Origin of the sequence: Streptomyces sp. NPDC088197, assembly GCF_044741185.1 — a bacterium.
Classification (GTDB): domain Bacteria; phylum Actinomycetota; class Actinomycetes; order Streptomycetales; family Streptomycetaceae; genus Actinacidiphila.
Window position 1 is genome coordinate 42,707 of record NZ_JBIUSD010000007.1, and the last position, 19,002, is coordinate 61,708.

General features: G+C 71.7%; 16 protein-coding genes. 7 read left to right on the forward strand and 9 right to left on the reverse strand.

Annotation, left to right across the window (positions count from 1 at the left end; all coding sequences use genetic code 11):
- Positions 1-30 precede the first annotated feature (30 nt).
- From ACIOC1_RS18420 to ACIOC1_RS18430, 3 genes are all read right to left on the reverse strand, one after another.
- Positions 31-1,737 carry a DUF2637 domain-containing protein gene (locus tag ACIOC1_RS18420; RefSeq protein ID WP_401855390.1) on the reverse strand — a complete coding sequence of 569 codons (1,707 nt, stop codon included), beginning with the start codon at positions 1,735-1,737 and terminating at the stop codon, positions 31-33.
- A gap of 163 nt (positions 1,738-1,900) precedes the next feature.
- On the reverse strand, positions 1,901-2,608 hold the full coding sequence (locus tag ACIOC1_RS18425) for a DUF3558 domain-containing protein (RefSeq protein ID WP_401855393.1): 708 nt from the start codon (positions 2,606-2,608) through the stop codon (positions 1,901-1,903).
- Positions 2,609-2,645: 37 nt separating this feature from the next.
- Positions 2,646-3,557, reverse strand: a complete 912-nt coding sequence (locus ACIOC1_RS18430) for a hypothetical protein (RefSeq protein ID WP_401855395.1) — start codon at positions 3,555-3,557, stop codon at positions 2,646-2,648.
- Positions 3,558-3,725: 168 nt separating this feature from the next.
- On the opposite strand from ACIOC1_RS18430, the gene ACIOC1_RS18435 reads away from it, so the two are divergent.
- Positions 3,726-4,919 carry an RtcB family protein gene (locus tag ACIOC1_RS18435; protein WP_355340599.1) on the forward strand — a complete coding sequence of 398 codons (1,194 nt, stop codon included), beginning with the start codon at positions 3,726-3,728 and terminating at the stop codon, positions 4,917-4,919.
- Between the two features lie 119 nt (positions 4,920-5,038).
- Here the strand turns inward: ACIOC1_RS18435 and ACIOC1_RS18440 are convergent, their stop codons facing one another.
- Together ACIOC1_RS18440 and ACIOC1_RS18445 are read right to left on the reverse strand one after the other, a co-directional pair.
- On the reverse strand, positions 5,039-6,820 hold the full coding sequence (locus tag ACIOC1_RS18440) for a methyltransferase (protein WP_401855398.1): 1,782 nt from the start codon (positions 6,818-6,820) through the stop codon (positions 5,039-5,041).
- A gap of 172 nt (positions 6,821-6,992) precedes the next feature.
- Positions 6,993-8,156 carry a 4-hydroxybenzoate 3-monooxygenase gene (locus ACIOC1_RS18445; RefSeq protein ID WP_401855776.1) on the reverse strand — a complete coding sequence of 388 codons (1,164 nt, stop codon included), beginning with the start codon at positions 8,154-8,156 and terminating at the stop codon, positions 6,993-6,995.
- A 310-nt stretch (positions 8,157-8,466) separates the two neighbouring features.
- Between ACIOC1_RS18445 and ACIOC1_RS18450 the strand changes: the two genes are divergently transcribed.
- The gene (locus ACIOC1_RS18450; protein WP_391051992.1) at positions 8,467-9,015 is read left to right on the forward strand and encodes an isochorismatase family protein; all 549 of its coding nucleotides are present in this window, start codon (positions 8,467-8,469) and stop codon (positions 9,013-9,015) included.
- A gap of 89 nt (positions 9,016-9,104) precedes the next feature.
- Here the strand turns inward: ACIOC1_RS18450 and ACIOC1_RS18455 are convergent, their stop codons facing one another.
- On the reverse strand, positions 9,105-9,875 hold the full coding sequence (locus tag ACIOC1_RS18455) for an SGNH/GDSL hydrolase family protein (RefSeq protein ID WP_401855779.1): 771 nt from the start codon (positions 9,873-9,875) through the stop codon (positions 9,105-9,107).
- A gap of 663 nt (positions 9,876-10,538) precedes the next feature.
- On the opposite strand from ACIOC1_RS18455, the gene ACIOC1_RS18460 reads away from it, so the two are divergent.
- Positions 10,539-10,946 (forward strand): nitroreductase/quinone reductase family protein, encoded by a 408-nt coding sequence (locus ACIOC1_RS18460; RefSeq protein WP_391052078.1) that lies wholly within the window; start codon positions 10,539-10,541, stop codon positions 10,944-10,946.
- Positions 10,947-10,967: 21 nt separating this feature from the next.
- Here ACIOC1_RS18460 and ACIOC1_RS18465 read toward each other — a convergent pair whose 3' ends face one another.
- A complete protein-coding gene (locus ACIOC1_RS18465) occupies positions 10,968-11,498 on the reverse strand; it encodes a MarR family transcriptional regulator (RefSeq protein ID WP_355340587.1) in 531 nt (176 codons plus the stop codon).
- 40 nt (positions 11,499-11,538) lie between these two features.
- Here ACIOC1_RS18465 and ACIOC1_RS18470 point away from each other — a divergent pair, with 40 nt between their 5' ends.
- Positions 11,539-12,480: an EamA family transporter gene (locus ACIOC1_RS18470; RefSeq protein ID WP_401855402.1), complete on the forward strand. Its 942-nt coding sequence runs from the start codon at positions 11,539-11,541 to the stop codon at positions 12,478-12,480.
- Here the strand turns inward: ACIOC1_RS18470 and ACIOC1_RS18475 are convergent.
- Entirely contained in the window at positions 12,458-13,312 is an 855-nt protein-coding gene (locus ACIOC1_RS18475; RefSeq protein ID WP_355340581.1) for a hypothetical protein, read from the reverse strand. The genes ACIOC1_RS18470 and ACIOC1_RS18475 overlap by 23 nt on opposite strands.
- The gene (locus ACIOC1_RS18480) at positions 13,309-14,079 is read right to left on the reverse strand and encodes an SDR family oxidoreductase (protein ID WP_355340578.1); all 771 of its coding nucleotides are present in this window, start codon (positions 14,077-14,079) and stop codon (positions 13,309-13,311) included. The genes ACIOC1_RS18475 and ACIOC1_RS18480 overlap by 4 nt, the downstream gene beginning before the upstream one ends.
- 675 nt (positions 14,080-14,754) lie before the next feature.
- Here ACIOC1_RS18480 and ACIOC1_RS18485 point away from each other — a divergent pair.
- From ACIOC1_RS18485 to ACIOC1_RS18495, 3 genes are read left to right on the forward strand one after another with little or no spacing between them, the layout of a single operon-like run.
- Positions 14,755-17,646 carry an alpha/beta fold hydrolase gene (locus ACIOC1_RS18485; RefSeq protein ID WP_401855405.1) on the forward strand — a complete coding sequence of 964 codons (2,892 nt, stop codon included), beginning with the start codon at positions 14,755-14,757 and terminating at the stop codon, positions 17,644-17,646.
- The gene (locus tag ACIOC1_RS18490; protein ID WP_355340572.1) at positions 17,643-18,602 is read left to right on the forward strand and encodes an NAD(P)-dependent oxidoreductase; all 960 of its coding nucleotides are present in this window, start codon (positions 17,643-17,645) and stop codon (positions 18,600-18,602) included. The genes ACIOC1_RS18485 and ACIOC1_RS18490 overlap by 4 nt, the downstream gene beginning before the upstream one ends.
- Positions 18,589-18,990 carry a nuclear transport factor 2 family protein gene (locus ACIOC1_RS18495; protein ID WP_355340569.1) on the forward strand — a complete coding sequence of 134 codons (402 nt, stop codon included), beginning with the start codon at positions 18,589-18,591 and terminating at the stop codon, positions 18,988-18,990. Before ACIOC1_RS18490 ends, ACIOC1_RS18495 begins: the two co-directional genes overlap by 14 nt.
- Positions 18,991-19,002 lie beyond the last annotated feature (12 nt).

Genomic DNA, 19,002 nt, shown 5'->3' on the forward strand with positions numbered 1-19,002 from the left:
GCCTGCGGCCTGTGGTTCACGGCCCCCGGTCTACGGGATGTGCTCGGTGTCCGACTCGGACTGGAAGCGGTAGCGCAGGTCGCGCAGGGACGGGACCAGCTCGCGCTCCTCCGGCGGCGTACCGGTGTACATGTCGGAGAGGTAGCGGGCGAACTGCCGGGCGTTGGGGAAGGTGCCGAATTCGCGGACGTAGCGGCGGTAGGCGCCGAAGAACGCCTCGTCCTGCGAGATGCCGTCGGGGAATTCGAGGCCCGAGACGAATTCCGGCGCCGGAGGCTGCTCCGGCTCGGGTGCGGGCACCGCTTCCGGCTCCGGAGCGGCGTACTGCGGCTCGGGGCCCTGCTGGAAGCGCTGCTGCGCGGCGGCGGCGCTGCCGTTCAGTCCGGAACCGCCCAGCGGGCGCGACCGGTTGGGGCCGGCCGGGACCATGATCTGCGGCTGCTCCGGCTCCGGCTGCTGCTGGATCTGTTGGCCCTGCTGCCCTTGCTGCCCCTGCTGCTGGGCCTGTTGCATCTGCTGCGCCATGAACGCCTGCTGCTCGCGCTGGGCCTGGAGCTGGGCGGCGGCGAACCACGGGCTGTCGTGCGCGCCCGGCATGTCTTGCTGGGGCCACTCCTGCGGGTACGGCTGCTGGTTGTACTGCTGATACTGCTGGAACTGTTCGAACTGCCGCTGCTCGTACGCCTGTTGGTGCTCGAACTCCGACTGCGGCTGGAACTGCTGCCCGTCCTGCTGCCCCGCCTGCTGTCCGCCCGGTTGTCCGCCCGCGAGTCCGTTCTGCTGGGCGCTTTGCTGCTGCCGGGCCGCCTCCGCGAGGGCCGCGGCCGCCTCGGCCGCGAGGTCGGGAACGCCGTTCGGGAGGGCGTGGCCGTTCACATGGCCGTTCACCGCCCCGTTCACGGCTCCGTTCACCGCCCCGTTCACGGCTCCGTTCACCGTCCCGTTCGCGGCGGCCTTCGACGGCGCCGCCGTCACCGGCTCCGCGGCCTCCGCCGCGGTCGGCGCGGCCGACTCGGGCCCGGCCGTCAACTCCTTGGCGGGGCGCGTGATCTCGATGCCCGCCGCTTCGAGTCCGGCGTCGGCCGTCTCCGCCAGCGGCACCCCGTACTTCGCCAGCCGCAGCGGCATGATCGCCTCGACCGGGGCCTTGCGACGCCACGCGACGCCGTACCGCGCCCGCAGCCGCGCCCGGTAGACCAGGCGGTCCTGCTCGCGCCGGATCGTTTCCTCGTACGACCGCAGTTCCCACAGCTTCATCCGGCGCCACAGCCGGAAGGTGGGGAGGGGGGCGAGGATCCAGCGCGTGATGCGCACCGACTCCATGTGCTTGTCGGCGGTGATGTCGGCGATCCGCCCGATCGCGTGCCGGGCGGCCTCCACCGAGACCACGAACAGCACCGGGATGATCGCGTGCATGCCGACGCCGAGCGGGTCGGGCCAGGCGGCGGCGCCGTTGAAGGCGATCGTCGCGGCCGTCAGCAGCCACGCGGTCTGCCGCAGCAGCGGGAACGGGATGCGCAGCCAGGTCAGCAGCAGGTCGAGCGCGAGCAGGACGACGATGCCCGCGTCCACGCCGATCGGGAAGACGTTCGCGAACCAGCCAAAGCCCTTGTCCAGGGCGAGCGAGCGCACGGCCGCGTACGAACCGGCGAAGCCGATCCCCGCGATCACCACCGCTCCGGTGACGACCACGCCGATCAATATGCGGTGCGTCCGGGTCAAACGTATCGCGGCCACCCGCGACCCCTCCTACCCCTTGGCTCCAGCCTCACTGGCGGACCGGAGCCGTACCGGCTCCGGCGGGCCCCAGACTGCCATACGGGTGAGAAGGAGAGGCGCGGCGTTGACGAACGAACGCCGTACAAACGCGCGAATACCGGGGCGAGGGGAGCGGGAGTTGTTACGCGTTCGCCGCCGCGACCGCCGCGACGGCCTCCTTCGCCGCCCGTTGCGCACCGCTCTGTACGTCGCCGGCCGACGGGTTCTTCTTGCCCTCGAGGCCCGCGCCGTTGAACTCCACCAGGACCACGACATTGCCGCTGCGGACGACCACCGAGTCGTTCTGCGAGGTGACCTTCGCGACGGTGGCCTTGCTGACCACCGAGGCCGCCTGGTCGCCGAGGCCGGTGAGGGTGGCGGAGGCCGCGCCGGGGACCTGGTTCAACGTGCCGACCTGCTCGGTGTACCGCTTCTTCGCCTGGTCCTCGGCCGTGCCGAGCGCGGTGGAGGACGTGAAGCGCTGAAGGGTGACCGACAGCCAGCGGTACTGGTAGCCGTCCTTGCCGTTGCCCGTCCAGGAGCAGCCGGCGCGCGAGGTGATGTCGTCGGACTTCACCGGGGTGCCGCCGGGCGTCTTGGCCTTGGGCACCAGCGCGTTCACGGTGGCCTGCGTGATCGCCTTGCAGGACGCCGGGAGCGCGGCGAACTTCGTGGGCGCGAGGGTCGGGGTGGCCGAGCCGCCGGACGGGCCGGAACCCGTGGGGGAGGAGGCCGAGGACTTCGCGTCGGATGATCCCGAACCGGACGAGCATCCCGCGAGAGCCATCGCGGGGACGGCCGCACAGGCGAGCAGCAGAGCGAGGCGGGAGGCGGTGTGTCGTCGTTCCATGGGGGTCACCCTAAAGGGCCGCGCTGTCGGCCCCCGGTCAGTCCTTGACTTTCCTCAGGAGCTGCTCCGCGACCTGCTGGGCGCCTTTTTGCAGGTCAGCGCTGTCCGGTGGCGTACTGCCACGGGGTGACGACTCCGCGTAAGTGACGGTCACCAGGACGTTGGCGGTGCGGAAAACCAGTGTCACGTCGCGGCGGGGAGGCTGTGCGTGGGGCTTGAGGACGTCATTGATAAATGCGGCGTTTCCCACATCGGTGAGGCGGCGGGGGAGGAGGTCGGTGCCGCCGCCACCGGCCGTGCCGGAACTCGTCGCGGACCCCGTGTTCGTACCGTTGCCGCCGTTCGTACCGCTGCCGGTGGTGGAATTGTTGCCGTTCGTCGTACCGCCGGTCGGCGTGGCGGTCGTCTGCTGGCCGCTCGGGGTGGCGGAGGACGACAGCGGGGGGATCGAGGCGTCGGCCGCCTCGTTGGAGAAGTCGAGGTCGGCCTGGACCTCGTCGCTGACGGCCGGGTCGTACGACACGACGCGTTCGAGGTCGATCTTCAGGGTGTTCGACGTGCCGTCGGCCCGGGTGCCGCGCCAGGAGCAGCCGACCCGGCGGTCCGTGTCGTACGTGAGCGACTCCGAGCCCGCGACGTCGGGGACGGCGGGGACCAGGGACTTGAGCAGCTCCTGGCCGACGGCCGTGCAGGGGGCGGGCAGCGTCTGGTACTTGCCGGGCGGCGCGGGCGAGACCGTGCTCGCACTGCCGCCGCCCGCGAGCTGCGCCTTCTGGTCCGAGGCGGAATCCGCCGAGTCCCCGCCGCCGGTGCACGCGCCGAGCGTGGCCAGGGCCAGCGCCACCGCGGTCACGGCCGTGCCGACGGCGGCCGGGAGGCCGCGTGCCGCCGGAGCACGTCGCGTCGCCTGGGCACCTCGCGCCGCCGGGACACTTCGCGTGGACCGCACTGGGCGGGCCCCCTTCCCCTCAGGTTCTGCCGCTCCCGCGCGCTAAACCTTTGGCGTGAGCGGGTGCGCCGTGGACACAATGTCTACCGCAAGCTTCACCCAAACCACCTCTTGGGGCGGTTTTATCGCGTGAGGCATCCTTGATTTTGCCGTTTACGGGGGATTGTCATGTCTTATACCGAGGTGCCGGGTGTCCGGGTGCCGATCCGGATGTGGACGGACCCGACCACGGTCGAGGACGTCGCGATGCAGCAGCTCCGCAATGTCTCCTCGCTGCCGTGGATCAAGGGCCTGGCCGTCATGCCGGACGTCCACTACGGCAAGGGCGCCACGGTCGGTTCCGTCATCGCGATGCACGGCGCGGTCTGCCCCGCGGCGGTCGGCGTCGACATCGGGTGCGGTATGAGCGCGGTCAAGACCTCCCTGACGGCGAACGACCTGCCCGGCGACCTCTCCCGGCTGCGCTCCCAGGTGGAGCAGGCGATTCCGGTCGGACGCGGCATGCATGACGACCCGGTCGCGCCCGGCCGCTTCCACGGCATGGCGACCTCCGGCTGGGACTCCTTCTGGGACCGTTTCGACGGGCTCGCGGAGGCCGTGAGGTTCCGCGCCGACCGCGCGACCAAGCAGATGGGCACGCTCGGCGGCGGCAACCACTTCGTGGAGGTCTGCCTCGACGAGTCCGGCGCCGTATGGCTGATGCTGCACTCCGGCTCCCGCAACATCGGCAAGGAGCTGGCCGAGTTCCACATCGGCCAGGCGCAGAAGCTGCCGCACAACCAGGGCCTGGTCGACCGCGACCTCGCGGTCTTCGTCTCGGACACCCCGCAGATGGCCGCGTACCGCAACGACCTGTTCTGGGCGCAGGAGTACGCCAAGAAGAACCGCGCCATCATGATGGCGCTCCTCCAGGACGTCATCCGCAAGGAGTTCAAGAAGGCCCGGCCGACCTTCGACGAGGTCATCTCCTGCCACCACAACTACGTCTCGGAGGAGCGCTACGACGGCATGGACCTCCTGGTCACCCGCAAGGGCGCCATTCGCGCGGGCTCCGGCGACCACGGCATCATCCCCGGCTCCATGGGGACCGGTTCCTACATCGTCCGCGGCCTCGGCAACTCCGCCGCGTTCAACTCCGCCTCCCACGGCGCCGGCCGCCGCATGAGCCGGAACGCGGCCAAGCGCCGCTTCACCACCCGCGATCTGGAGGACCAGACCCGCGGCGTCGAGTGCCGCAAGGACTCCGGCGTCGTCGACGAGATCCCGGCCGCCTACAAGCCCATCGACCAGGTCATCGACCAGCAGCGCGACCTGGTCGAGGTGGTGGCCAAGCTGAAGCAGGTCGTCTGCGTCAAGGGCTGACGCGTCGGGCGCACGGCTCCTGGAGCCGTGCGCCCGTGGCGGGTACCTTCCTACGGCTACGGCTGCGGCTATGGCTATGGCTTCGTCTCCGGCTTCGGCTTCGTGTGCGGGGGCGCGGCTCAGGCCCTGCGGACGTGCAGGACGGTGCCGTCCAGGGGGAGGGGCGAGCGGCCGACAAGGGTGAGGCCCGCGTCGGCGAACAGGCGGGCGTAGTGGTCGGCGCGGCGTTCGCGACCGCCGACGTTGCACATCATGTGCAGGTCCCAGGCGGTGGCCAGGGAGGCCGAGCCGTCGTCGGGCAGGACGCGTTCCACGACGAGCAGTTCGGCGGTCGGGGACATCGCGCGGGCGCAGTGCCGCAGGATCTCGCGGCAGCGGTCGTCGTCCCAGTCGTGCAGGACGCGGGACAGAATGTAGACGTCGCCGCCCGCGGGCACGTCGGCGAAGGAGCCCGGGAGGAAGGCGCACCGCCCGGTGTGACCGGCCGCGCCGAGCAGGCGGCGGGCGGTCTCGACGGTGTGCGGGCGCTCCAGCAGGACACCGCGCAGGCGGGGGTGTGCGGAAAGGATTCGGCCGAGCAGTTCGCCGTTGCCGCCCGCGATGTCGACCACGGTGGCTCCTTCGGCTCCCTCGGCCGCCGCTCCTTCGGCCGCCGCTTCGACCGCCCTTACGGCCGCCGCTCCTTCGGCCGCCGCTTCGGCCGCCCTTCCGGCCGCCCCTCCGGCCGCCGCGACGAGGACCGGGTGGTCGGGCAGCGGGTCGAACATCCGGGCGCCGGCGGCCATCGACTGGTCGAACAGCCCGGCGAGTTCGGGATCGCGGGCGAAGTGCTCGAAGTGGTTCTCGCCGAAGTGCCGTTCGAAGGCGACCTGTCCGGTGCGCACGGTGTGGTCGAGCCCGGCGAAGGACGCGTAGAACGGCCCCCCGTACATCAGCGCCAGCGACCGCATCGACCCCTCGGCGTCCGCCCGCAGCAGCCCGCCGGTGTCCGTGAGCCGGAAGCCGTCGCGGTCCTCGCTCACCACGCCGAGCATGGTGAGGTACCGCAGCAAGGTGGCCAGGTTGGGTGCCAACGCACCGACCGTATGGGCCAGTTCGGCCAGGCCGACGCCCCGCTCCCCGTCCATCGCGTCCGCCACCTCCAGCCGCGCGAACGCGGCCAGCGCCTGCGTCGTCCACGCCCCGGTCAGCAGCCGCAGCAAGGTCTCGGCGGGCTGCCGCGCCCGGTGCGCCTCCATGTGCGCGTCGAGCAGGTCGCGGTGGTCGCCCGGCACGTACAACTCCACCCGCCCGTAACCGGCCTTGGCCTCGGCTGGCGCGGCGAAGTAGAACACCGTGCCGTTCTCGTGCGGGTTGTAGCCGCCGCCGTCGGGCGTCGCGCCGTACTGCCCGAAGGCCGCGCACAGACCGCGCAGCACCAGCGGGTCCGGTGCCTCGACCTCGAAGGCGACATGCGTCTCGTGCTGCCGCGCCCGCTCGTACGCCGCGACCTCGCCGAGGCCGGAGCCCGGTGGCACGGTCAGCGCGAAGACCTCGACCGTCCGCCGTACCCCGTCCCGGCACTCCACCGCCGGCCGCAGAATCGCGACGTCCAGCTCCGCCGCGCGCCGCTTGTGCCGTACGGCCAGCCGCTCGCGTACGACGACGCTCGGCGTCGGCGGCGCGTCCGCGACCAGCCCGCAGTCGGCGAGCGTGGCCTCCAACTCCGCCCGGCCGGACGGGAAGACGAGCAGCGCCGCGTGCGAGAAGGCGCAGCGCTCCGCCAGCGCCCGCAACTCCGGGCCGTCGAGCCCGGGAAGCAGGAGCCGGAGCAGCGTGGCGGTGTCCTGCTCCCTGACGAAGTCGACCGTCGCGCGCAGGCGGGACGCGTCGGACGTCTCGCCCGACAGTGCCGTGATCATGTGCGGGGGGACCCTCATTCGTTCCGGGGTTCGGTCGTCCGCGTACGGGTGTACGCGGACGGGTGTACGCGAGACGGGTGCGGGGATGCGGCGGTACGGGATGCGGCCGCACGTACAGGGATGCGTGAACGGCGGTGCGCGGGCGAGTGGTTGGGGCGGCGGGCCGGAACGGCTAGACGCCGACGTAATGCTCGGCGAACCAGTCCTGCTGGCTGCGCGACGTGCGCAATGAGGCGAGGCGGGCGCGGCGCAGGGAGTTGTGGAACAGCGACTCGCCGTCCGCGCCGGTCGGGCCGTGCAGCAGCCCGATCATCCAGTGCGAGAACTCCTGCGCCCGCCAGATGTGCGTCAGGCAGCGCGCCGAGTAGGCGTCGAGGCCGCGCGGGTCCCCGGCCGTGAGATCGGCGGCCAGGGCGTCGGCCAGGACCGCCGCTTCGAGTACGGCCAGATTGGCGCCCTTCGCGGCGGACGGGCTGATCAGACCGGCGGCGTCGCCGACGAGGAACAGCGCGCCGTGGCGCAGGGGTTCGAGCACGTCGGACTCCAGGTCGACGACGGACCGCTGGACGAACCGGCCGCGCCGCAGCGGCCCGAACTCCCGCGCCCGCATGCGCAGTTCCAGCTCGTCCCAGATCCGCTCCGCCGGCCAGGCGTCGGCCGGGGCGCCGCGCTCGTACTGGAGGTAGTAGCGGGTGACCTCGCTGGTCCTGGCCATGTGCCCGGCGAACCCGCGCTCGTGCACCGCGTATCCGACCGCGTCCAGGCTGGGCGGCGCCTCGGCGAGCAGACCGAGCCAGGTCACGCCGTGATCGCGGTGGTGGCGGACGGCGCCGGGCGGCAGCGAACGACGGGCGGCGCCGTGCCGCCCGTCGCAACCGGCCACGTACCGCGCCCGCCACAGGCCCGGCCGTCCGTCGGCCTCGCGCACGACGACCTCGGGCCGCTCGCCGTCGGCGTCGCGTACGGCCACGGCCTCGGTGCCGAAACGAATCTGCCCGCCCCGTTCCTGGAACCGGGTCAACAGGTCGCTCACCAGGTCCTGTTGGGGGTAGACGGTGTGCGGTTCGCGCTGTCCGAGCGCGCCGTAGTCCAGCCGGAACCGGCCGTCCTCGGTACGGAACTCGCAGGTGCTGTGGGGCTGCCCGCGCCGCCGCAACCCCTCGGCGAGGCCGTGCCGTTCGAGAATCCGTACGGTGTTGGCCGCCAGGAATCCGGCGCGCGCACGGGTCCGCACCCGCGCGGCCCCGGCCCGTTCCAGCACGACGCAGTCGATCCCCCGGTCCACAAGGATGTTGCCGAGCACGAGCCCGGCGGGACCGGCCCCGAGGACGACCACGTCGGTCGCGCTGCCGCCCGTCCCGCTGGTGTGGTCGGCCGGTCGCCGCCGGCTCTTCCCGTCTGTCACGGAACCAGATACTAGGTGGCTGAAAATCGCCCTTCGTACCGGAATCACCTGAATGCGCGGCTCGATACGGCAAAGAGATCGTCGGGCCCGTTGTCAGTGGCGGGGGTTACGGTGGCGGAGACCGACACGGAGCGTGACGCCCGACGTGACGCCGGACGGGACGCAGGACGTGACGCAGGACGTGACGCTCTGTGCGACGCAGGGCGTGAGCAGAACGGCGCGTGAGCAAGGGGGAAAGACCATGACCACTCTCAAGAACCGGCCGCACACCGCACTCCTCGTGGTGGACTCGCAGGTGGGCGTGCTCGACGGCTGCCACGAACGGGACGCGGTGGTCGCCAACATCGCCGCGCTGGTCGCGCGGGCGCGGGAGAGACAGGCCCCGGTGGTCTGGGTCCAGGACTCCGGCGAGGACCGGACGAAAGGCAGCGAGCCGTGGCGGATCGCGCCGGAACTGGGCGCGGACGACGCCGAGCCGCACATCGACAAGGTGTACGGCGACTCCTTCGAGGACACCGACCTGGAGGAGGTCCTGGCCGGTCTCGGCGTCGGGCGCCTGATCGTCGTCGGCGGCCAGACCGACGCGTGCGTCCGCTCCACGCTGCACGGCGCGTTCGTGCGGGGATACGACACGACGCTGGTCGGGGACGCCCACACGACGGAGGATCTGACCGAGTGGGGCGCGCCGCCCCCGGCCCAGGTGATCGCCCACACCAATCTCTACTGGAGCTTCCAGGCGGCCCCCGGCCGCACGGCGGGGACGGTCGCGACGAAGGACGTCGAATTCTGAGGCCGCCGCCGCGACGTGCGTACGCGAAGGCCCCCTGCCCGGTGGGGGGTTGAGCGGGCGGGGGGCCTTCGGCCGGGTCGGGGCGGGCGTCAGTCGTTGGCGTTGAGCACCGGCAGGTAGCCGCTGGAGTGGCCGGTCGCGGTCGGGTGGTACGACTCCCAGCTCGGCGAGATGACCAGCGAGTGGAGGTAGGCGTCGCCCGAGCACAGCTCGTGGCCCTTGAACGTGGAGCGGACGTCGCCGAAGGAGAAGCCGTGCGCGGCGGCGCGGGCCGCGGTGGTGGTGTCGAGCACGTCGGCGGCCTCGTCGATCTTGGCGTGCTTGGTGGCGCTGAGGCCGACGCAGAAGGTGTTGAGGGTGTACATGTCGGGGTAGCCCAGGACGACGACGTGCGCCGAGGGGGCCTTGGCGTGGATCGCGTTGTAGACCGCGTCGAGGCGGGCGGGCAGCGTGTTCCTGACGAAGTTCTCCGCCGTGTTCACCCGGTTGACGCAGTCGCTGTCGGAGCCGGTCACGCAGGCGGTCATGACGTCGGAGAAGCCCGCGTCATTGCCGCCGATGGTGATGGTGACCAGGCCGGTGGAGGAGTTGAGCGGGCCGAGCTGGTTGTTCAGCACGTCCGAGGTCACTGCGCCGGAACAGGCGGTGTCGGCGAAGGAGGACGGGGCGTGCGCGTTCTTCCACAGGTACGGGTAGGCGCTGAAGCTGCGGTGACAGTCGCCGCTGGCGCTGTCGTAGTTTCCCGCGCCGTTTCCGGCCGAGTACGAGTCGCCCAAGGCGACATAGGCGGGGCCTGCGGCGTGGGCCGGGCTGACGCCCACGAGGGCCAGGGCGGCGCCCGTGACCAACGTGGCCAGCATGGAGAGGGACTTGGTGCGGTTCACGGAACCTCCATCGGCGGGACGATCGCTTCAGCGATCACTTCAGCAACGAGTTGCGCCGGGGTGCGCTGAGGTGGACATGTCAAGATGGCTCTGAGCGGTAGACCGCGATGGCGGTGACGGTGGGGGGTGAGGGTGGGGGGTGTGGGGGTGAGTGGGGGGACGGGGTAACGCTCTGATTTCTGGCTGCACAGGGTGTTGCATCAAGCGGCTCCAGCGTCAACGGCCCTGCTGTCGTAAGGATCTACGCGCGAAGAACGCCGCGGGAATCATCCCCAATGAATTGGCTCCGCCAAACATGCTCACGTCAACCCACACCACATCAGCACCATCCCGCCATCCGGCGACGGTTCCGTGTCCACCCTGTGCAACCCCGCCCCGGCCGGGGGTGTTCGCCGAAGGCGGGGGGTTGCCGAGGGGTCGGCGGCCTTCCGCTGGGCGGGCCCGCGCCGGGCGGGTGTGAACCCGCTGCCGCGTGTGGGGTGTTCGCCGGAGGCGCGGGGTTGTCGACGGGTCGGCGGTGGCTCGTCGGGCGCGGGGCCCGTGGCCGCCCTGTGCGATCCCGCCCCGGCCGGGGGTGCCCGCCGGAGGCGGGTGGGGGGTAGAAGGGGGGGTGTTGGGTTGGTGCGGGTGGATGAGGGAGTGGTGGGTGTGGCGGGTCGTGGGCTGGTGGTCTGGGGGCAGCGGTGGGTGGTGAATCCGGTGGCGCGGCGGACGGCGGCCTTCACGCCGGGGGCGGCGGTGGTGGAGACGACCGGGCGGGTCAGCGGGAAGCCGCGGCGGACGCCGGTGGGGGGTGCGCTGGAGGGGACCACCTTCTGGTGGGTCAGCGAATTCGGCCGGCAGTCGCAGTACGTGCGGAACATCGAGGCGGACCCGCGCGTACGCGTACAGATCAAGGGCAAGTGGCACGCCGGTACGGCCACCCTCGTGGACGACGACGACCCGCGTGAGCGGCTGAAGCGGCTGCCGAAGTTCAACAGCGCGGCGGTCCGGGCGTTCGGGACCAACCTGCTCACGATGCGCGTCGACCTCGACCCGGAGGACTGAGTCCGCCACGGACCGGCCGGGTCACTCGCCGGGCGGTTCGACCCGCGCCAGCCACTTCGTCAGTAGGACTTCGAGCTGCGCGGCCTCGTCGCCGGTCAGGGCGCCCAGCAGGCGGCGCTCATTGGCCATGTGGGCCGTGAAGGCGCGGTCGATGACCTCGCGGCCGTGCGCGGTGAGCGCGACCACCCGGCCGCGGCCGTCGAGTTCGCTGGGGCGCCGGGTCGCCAGACCCGCGCGCTCCAGGCGGTCGATCCGTTTGGTCATCGCGCCGGTCGTGACCATGGTGTGCTCGGCCAGCTCCGAGGGCGCCCGCTCGAAGGGGGCGCCCGCGCGGCGCAGGGCGGCCAGGACGTCGAAGTCGCCCTCGCCGAGGCCGTGTTCGCGGTAGACGACGCACAGCTCCTCGGTGAGGCGGCCCGCGAGCCGGTGCAGCCGGCCGATGACGCCCTGCGGCCGTACGTCCACGTCCGGCCGTTCGCGGGCCCACTCCCGCTGGATCCGGGCGACGTGATCGAGCGGTTCGGGCGAGTCCAGCGATCTGCGTGCGCTCATGCCCTCCACAATACCTTCCGAGGAAGCTACATTAGCTTCCATGGAAGCTAATGTGCGGTGGTCACTCGTCACCGCCGTCGCCCCGGTCGCTTGGGGCACGACGTACTACGTCACCCGCGAGGCGCTGCCCGCCGACTACCCGCTGTACGGCGCGGTGCTGCGCGCCCTGCCCGCCGGGCTGCTCCTGCTGGCGGTCCGCAGGCGGGCGCCGCGCGGCGCGTGGTGGTGGAAGTCGCTGGTGCTCGGCACGCTCAACATGGGCGCGTTCTTCGCGCTCGTGTACGTCGCCGCGCAGCTCCTGCCGACCAGCGTCGCGTCCACCGTCATGGCCACCTCGCCCGTCGTGATGACGCTGCTCGCCTGGCCGCTGCTGTCCGAGCGCCCGCGCGCGCTGCCGCTGCTCGGCGCCTGCGTCGGCATCGCGGGCGTGTGCCTGATGGTGCTCGACGGCTCGGACGGCATCGACCCGCTCGGCCTGCTCGCGTCCGTCGCCGCCATGACGATGTCCTCGATCGGCTACATCCTGGCCAAGCGCTGGGGCGGCGCCGTGGACGTCCTGTCCTCCACGGCCTGGCAGCTCGTCGCGGGCGCGCTCGTCCTGCTGCCGGTCGCCGCCGCGGCCGAGGGCGCGCCGCCCGCCCTGGACGGCCGCGCGCTGCTCGGCTTCGGCTACGTCACCACGGTCGGCACGGCCGTCGCCTTCGCCGCCTGGTTCACCGGGCTGCGGCACCTCACGGCGGCCGGGGTCGGGCTGATCGGCCTGCTCAACCCGGTCACCGGCGTCCTGCTCGGGACGCTGGTCGCGGCCGAGACGCTGGGCGCGCAGCAGTGGGGCGGCCTGGCGCTCGTCCTGGCCGGTGTCCTGATCGGGCAGCCGGTGACGGCGCGGGCGGTACGGCTCGCGCGCCGCGTACGCCGTGCCCGCAGGGAACGTCATGAGGGCGACACGCGGCCCGCGGCTACTTCCGGAGCACGCCCATGATGTTCCGCGCCGTCTCGATCAGCGCGGGCTGGTACTGGACGAGGTCGGGGGAGAGCGGATAGCCGCCCCCGTCGAGGCCGTTGATGGTGTCCTCGGAGACGTTGACGTCGCTGTAGGCGTTGAGGGTGAGCGAGATGACCGCGCCGCCGTGCAGGATCTTCAGCTCCTGGCCCTCGTCGCTGCGCGTGAGGAAGTACGCCTGGTCGCCGAGTCCCGGCACCGACGAGACCTCGCTCGCGGCCTGGAGGCTGCCGGTCATCATCCGCACCTGGTCCTCGAACTCGACGCGGGGATCGGTCTTTTTGTGCAGGTCGACGGCGACGGCGACGATGTAGGACATCGTGGCGCCCCGCGCGTACGGCGCCTGGGTGGAGAAGTCGCAGGCGACCTGGTCGAGGGCGGGGCCGAGGTGCTGCATCGCGGGCGACGACGTCTCGGGCGTCTCCACCGAGAGCTTCCCCGGGCTGTTGGCCCGGACGGCGGCGGTCAGCGGCTGGAGGGTCGGGCCCTCGCAGGGGCTGTCGGCGATGTGGTAACCGTGCAGGTCCGGCAGGTCGCTGTGGCCCCGGTCGTACACGAACAGGCCGCCCGCCCACAGCGCGGAGGTGACGACGGCCGCGCCGAGCACCCACACCCACGGCGGTCGTACGCGGGAGGCGGCGGCCGGAGGCGGGGGCGGGCCGCCCTCGAAGTCCACGACGAGGTCGGCCGTGCGGCCCGAGGCGCCGGGACCGTCGGCCGTATCGGCGGCGTCGGGCGTGCCGAGCACCCCGTAGTCCGGCTCGCCGCGCTCGTGGGGTCCGCCGCCCGTCAGCTCCGGCTCGGATATCACTGCGGCTCCTCGCGGTGCACCTTGTAGTTGCTGGCCTGCGCGCGCGGGCGCAGCACCAGGAGGTCGACGTTCACGTGCGCGGGCCGGGTCACCGCCCAGGAGACGGTGTCGGCCACGTCGTCGGCGGTCAGCGGCTCGGCGACGCCCGCGTAGACGGCGGCGGCGCGGTCGGCGTCACCGCGGAAGCGGGTCAGGGCGAACTCGTCGGTACGCACCATGCCGGGCGCGATCTCGATGACGCGCACCGGCTTGCCGTTCAGTTCCAGGCGCAGCGTCTCGGCGATCACGTGCGCGCCGTGCTTGGCGGCCACGTAACCGCCGCCGCCCTCGTACGTGGCCAGGCCCGCGGTCGAGGACAGCACGACGACGGTGCCGTCGCCGGAGGCGGTCAGCGCGGGCAGCAGCGCCTGCGTCACGTTGAGCACGCCCAGCACGTTGACCTCGAACATCGCCCGCCAGTCGGCCGGGTCCGCGGTGGCCACCGGCTCGGTGCCGACGGCGCCGCCCGCGTTGTTCACCAGGACGTGCACCGGCGGGTACTGGTCCAGACCCGCCGCGAACGCGTCCACGGCCGCCCGGTCGGTGACGTCCAGCCCGTACACGGACGCCGAACTCCCCTGCTCCGTCAGCTCCTTGGCCAGCGCTTCCAGCCGGTCCGCGCGGCGCGCGGTGAGCACGACATGGAAGCCCGCCTCGGCGAGCTTGCGCGCGGTGGCGGCTCCGATGCCGCTGCTCGCGCCGGTGACCACTGCGGTACGGGGGCTCATGTGGTGCTGCCTTCCACGGACGGTGCCTGCTCGGTTCTGCTCCGGGGCCCCGGGCTCTGCTGTGGCCAGAGCCCTGCTGGGTGTTTTCCCTGGGCAGCAGCAGCATAAGCGGCCGGTTGTCCGGTACCGGGCGGCGCGGGTCGGCGGCGGTACGCGCCGGGCAGAGTCGGATCGCGGCGGGTCGGATCGGATCGGGTCGGGTCGGATCGCGGCGGGTCGGATCGGGGTGGGGCGGGGCCGCCGGGGGGTGCGGGGCCCGGCGGGTGGCGCTGTGCGGTCGGGCGGGTACGTCACGTGTTTTCGGCCAGCGCCGCCGCGCTGTGGCTCATCTCACGTGGAGCGCCGCCAACTGCGGAATTCATGCTTCGCGGCAGTCGCGTCAGGCTGCTTTGAGCCATGTCGTCCTGGCCGCCTTGAATGCGCGGTGAGCGACCTCCTAAAGTTCAACCATCGACCTCACCCAGCGTTTCCGGAAATAATCCGCGCTGGCCGGTTCTCTCAATGTCGAGTGTTTCCGGCAGTTTGCCTGAGGTACCTCCTTCGTTACCCCTGTGCTACATCGGTACGGTGTCGGCGTCATGCCTTCGCCGGTCAACTGTGCTGCTCAGAGGCTTGCTTGCTGACACGGATTCCCTTGGTGAACCGGACAGTGCGACGAAAGGACCCGGCACAGTCATGTCCAATGCGCCGCGATTACGCGAGGCTTCGGAAAATCCCGCCGCCGACGAGAACGTCCGCAATATCGCGCACCTGCTGCTGCGCGCCGCGGAAAAGCACCAGGACTCGGGCATCCGCTACTGTCACGGAATGGCCGGTGAATCCACCCGGCTCCAGACCTACCCGCAATTAGTGGACGACGCGCGCCGGTCGCTCACCGGACTGCGCGCACACGGACTGCGCGCGGGCGACAAGGTCGCGCTGCTGGTGGAGCGCCCGCACGAATTCCTCACCGTCTTCTGGGCCTGCCTGCTGGGCGGCCTCGTGCCCTGCCCGCTGGTGCCGCTGCGCGGCGACCCGGAGCGCTGGGCGGCCCAACTGGCGCACGTCGACCAGTTGCTCGACAAGCCGCTGCTGATCGCCGACGAGGCGCTGGCCGCCGAACTCCCGCGCGTGCCGGGCCTGTCGGCCGTACCGCTGGAAGGGCTGCGCGGGCACGAGCCCGCCGCGGAGCTGTACGACGCGGAGCCCGGTGAGCTGGCGCTGCTGGTGCTGACCTCGGGCTCGACCGGCAACTCCAAGGCCGTGATGCTCACCCACGCCAATCTGCTGGCGTCGATGGCGGGCAAGAACGGCTTCCACCGCCTCACCCCCGCCGACACCTCGCTGAACTGGGTGTCCTTCGACCATGTCGCGGCGCTGCTGGAGTGCCACCTGCTGCCGCTGTACGCGGGGGCGCTCCAACTCCACGTCGAGCCGCAGGTGGTGCTCAAGGAGCCGCTGGACTTCCTGCGGCTGCTCTCCCGCCACCGGGTCACCATGACCTTCACGCCCAACTTCCTGCTGGGCCTGGTCAACGCGGCCGTGAGCGGGGCGTCCTCGGTCACCGAGGGCGCGAGCGGCGGCGAACCGCTCGACCTGTCCCGCCTGCGCCACATCATCAGCGGCGGCGAGGCCATCGTGTGCGCCACCGGCCGTACCTTCCTCGACGAACTGGCCCCGTACGGCCTGTCGTCCTTCGCGCTGTGGCCCGCCTTCGGGATGACCGAGACGTGCGCGGGCAGCGTCTACTCCACCGGCTTCCCCGAGCTGGACGCCGGGCAGGAGTTCGCCAACCTCGGGCTGCCCGTGGAGGGCCTGGCCATCCGGGTGGCGGACGAGGAGACCCACCGGCCGCTGGCGGAGGGGCAGGTCGGTGAACTCCAGCTCCGCGGGCCGATGATCACCGGCGGCTACTACAACAACGGCCAGGCCACCGCCGACGCGTTCACCGCCGACGGCTGGTTCCGCAGCGGCGACCTCGGCCGGATCGACGGCGGACGGCTCACGCTGGTGGGCCGCAGCAAGGACAGCGTCATCGTCAACGGCGTCAACTACTACAGCCACGACATCGAGACCGCCCTGGAGCAACTGGACGGCGTCGCCCGCTCGTTCGTCGCCGCCTTCCCCACCCGCGTGCCCGGCGCCGACACCGAACAGCTCGTCGTCGCCTTCCACCCCGAGATCCCCGCGGCCGACGAAGCCGGACTCTTCCGGCTGCTCACCGCCGTCCGCTCCACCGTCGTCATGCACTGGGGCTTCCGCCCCGCGCTGCTGCTGCCGCTGCCCGAGAGCGCCTTCCCCAAGACCAGCCTCGGCAAGATCCAGCGCTCCCTGCTGCGCAAGCGCCTGGAGAACGGCGACTTCGCCGCCGCCACCGCGGCCGTACAGGAACTGACCTCCCGTCAACTCGGCGGCTACACCGCACCCGAGGGCGAGACCGAGTGGCAACTGGCCGCGATCTACGCCGAGATGTTCGACACCACCGCCGACCGGATCAGCGCCACCGCCAGCTTCTTCGACCTCGGCGGCACCTCGCTCGACATCCTGCGGCTGCGGCTCAGTGTCGCCCGGCGCCTCGGCGTCGCCGACCTCCAGATCATCACCGTGCTGACCGCCCCCACCGTCCGCGACCTGGCCGCCAGGATCACCGCCGACCTCGCCGCCGGGGACACCACGACCGGCGAGCGGCCGTACGACCCGATCGTCCCCATGCAGCTCAGCGGCGGCAAGACCCCGCTGTTCTGCGTGCACCCCGGCGTCGGCGAAGTCCTCGTCTTCGTCAACCTCGCCAAGTACTTCGTGGCCGACCGGCCCTTCTACGCGCTGCGCGCCCGCGGCTTCAACCGCGGCGAGAAGCCCTTCGCCACCTTCGCGGAGATGGTCGCCGCCTACGTGGACGCGATCCGCGCCAAGCAGCCGCACGGGCCGTACGCGGTCGCGGGCTACTCCTACGGCGGCGCGGTCGCCTTCGAGATCGCCAAGGTCCTTGAGGCGCAGGGCGAACGCGTCGACTTCGTCGGCAGCTTCAACCTCCCGCCGCACATCAAGTACCGCATGGAGGAACTGGACTTCGTCGAGACCGCCGCCAACCTCGCCTTCTTCCTGGCCCTGATCAACAAGAAGCAGTCGCTGGAGATCCCCGGCACCCTGCGCGGGCTGCCCCGCGAACGGCAGCTCCAGCACTTCATCGACATCGCCCCCGCCGACCGGCTCGCCGAACTCGACCTGACGGCCGAGAAGTTCGCCGCCTGGGCCGAACTCGCCGACGGCCTCACGGACCTGGGCCGCGGTTACCAGCCGAGCGGCACCGTCCGCTCGATGAAGGTCTTCTACGCCGTCCCGCTGCGCGGCACCAAGCAGGACTGGCTGGAGAACGAACTGCGCCGCTGGGACGACTACACCACCGGGCCCAACGACTACATCGACGTACCGGGCGAGCACTACACGCTGATGGGCCCGCAGCACGTCGCCGCCTTCCAGGCCATCCTGCGCAGGGAGTTGGACCGCGCCATGGGTGACGCAGACGCGTACGCGGACGCGGAAACCGACACCGACACCGACACCGACACCGGGGACGTGACAGCGTGAAGGGCAAGAAGATCCTGGTCACCGGCGGCACGGGGCAGGTCGCCAGGCCCGTCGCCGAAGCGCTCGCCGCCGACAACGACGTCTGGTGTCTCGGCCGCTTCGGGACCCCCGGCGTCGCCGCCGAACTCACCGCGAGCGGCATCACCACCTTCCGCTGGGACATGGACGACCTCGGCCCCGACACCCTCAAGGGCCTCCCCGACGACTTCACCCACGTCGTCCACTCGGCCGTCCGGCGCGGCGAGGACGGCGACTTCAACGCGGCCGTCGCCGTCAACTCCATCGCCGCCGGGCGGCTGATGACCCACTGCCGCAGCGCCGACGCCTTCCTGTACGTGTCCACCGGCGCGCTCTACGCCCGCCAGACCCTCGACCACCGCTACACCGAGACCGACCCCGTGGACGGCAAGGCCGACTGGCTGCCCGCGTACCCGGTGGGGAAGATCGCCGCCGAGGGCACCGTCCGCGCCTTCGGCCAGGTGCTCGGCCTGCCGACCACCATCGCGCGGCTCAACATCGCCTACGGGCCCGGCGGTTACGGCGGCGTCCCGATGCTCTACTTCAAGCGGATGCTGGCGGGCGAGCCGATCCCCGTCCCCGTCGAGGGCCAGAACTGGTGCTCGCTCCTCTACACCGACGACCTCGTACGCCAGGTCCCGCGCCTGTGGGAGGCCGCCGCCGTCCCCACCACGCTCGTCAACTGGGGCGGCGACGAAGCGGTCGGCATCACCGACTGCGTGCGGTACCTGGAGGAGCTGACCGGGGTCACCGCCACGCTCGTACCGTCCGAAGTCACCCGCGAGACCTACCAGTTCGACCCGGCGCTGCGCCGCGAGCTGACCGGCCCCTGCGAGGTCGGCTGGCGCGACGGCATCCGCCGCACCCTGGCCGCGATGTACCCCGGGCACCTGCGCGAGCACAGCGCCGGGGAGGTGGGCGCCGGTGTCCGGGCGTAGCAACTCCGAGGCGGTCCGGGCCGCTTACCGCGCCTTCGCGGAGCGCGACGTCGAAGGGCTGCTCGCGATCCTGCACCCGGACGTCGACTGGGTGCACCCGGACGGGATGGACACCTACGGGCTCGGCGGTACGAAGAAGGGGCACGCGGGCGTGAAGGAGTTCCTCGCCCACGTCCCCACCGTGCTGGGCGGAATGCGCCTGGAGCCGCTGGAGTTCATCGAGTCCGGCGACCGGATCGTGGTCTTCGGCATCCGGCAGGTCACCTCGCTGACCGGGCACACCGAGACCCTTCAGTTCGTCCACTCCTGGACGATGCGCGACGGCCGGGCCACCGCCATGGAGGACATCTTCGACACCGTCCTCTTCCACCGCCTCATCGAGAGCTGAGGGAGCGGCCCT

Excerpts from the sequence above, each read along its gene's own strand:
- ACIOC1_RS18425 (WP_401855393.1), bottom strand. The coding sequence starts at position 2,608 with ATGGAACGACGACACACCGCCTCCCGCCTCGCTCTGCTGCTCGCCTGT.
- ACIOC1_RS18435 (WP_355340599.1), top strand. The coding sequence starts at position 3,726 with ATGTCTTATACCGAGGTGCCGGGTGTCCGGGTGCCGATCCGGATGTGG.
- ACIOC1_RS18440 (WP_401855398.1), bottom strand. The coding sequence starts at position 6,820 with ATGATCACGGCACTGTCGGGCGAGACGTCCGACGCGTCCCGCCTGCGC.
- ACIOC1_RS18450 (WP_391051992.1), top strand. The coding sequence starts at position 8,467 with ATGACCACTCTCAAGAACCGGCCGCACACCGCACTCCTCGTGGTGGAC.
- ACIOC1_RS18455 (WP_401855779.1), bottom strand. The coding sequence starts at position 9,875 with ATGCTGGCCACGTTGGTCACGGGCGCCGCCCTGGCCCTCGTGGGCGTC.
- ACIOC1_RS18465 (WP_355340587.1), bottom strand. The coding sequence starts at position 11,498 with ATGAGCGCACGCAGATCGCTGGACTCGCCCGAACCGCTCGATCACGTC.
- ACIOC1_RS18470 (WP_401855402.1), top strand. The coding sequence starts at position 11,539 with ATGGAAGCTAATGTGCGGTGGTCACTCGTCACCGCCGTCGCCCCGGTC.
- ACIOC1_RS18480 (WP_355340578.1), bottom strand. The coding sequence starts at position 14,079 with ATGAGCCCCCGTACCGCAGTGGTCACCGGCGCGAGCAGCGGCATCGGA.
- ACIOC1_RS18485 (WP_401855405.1), top strand. The coding sequence starts at position 14,755 with ATGTCCAATGCGCCGCGATTACGCGAGGCTTCGGAAAATCCCGCCGCC.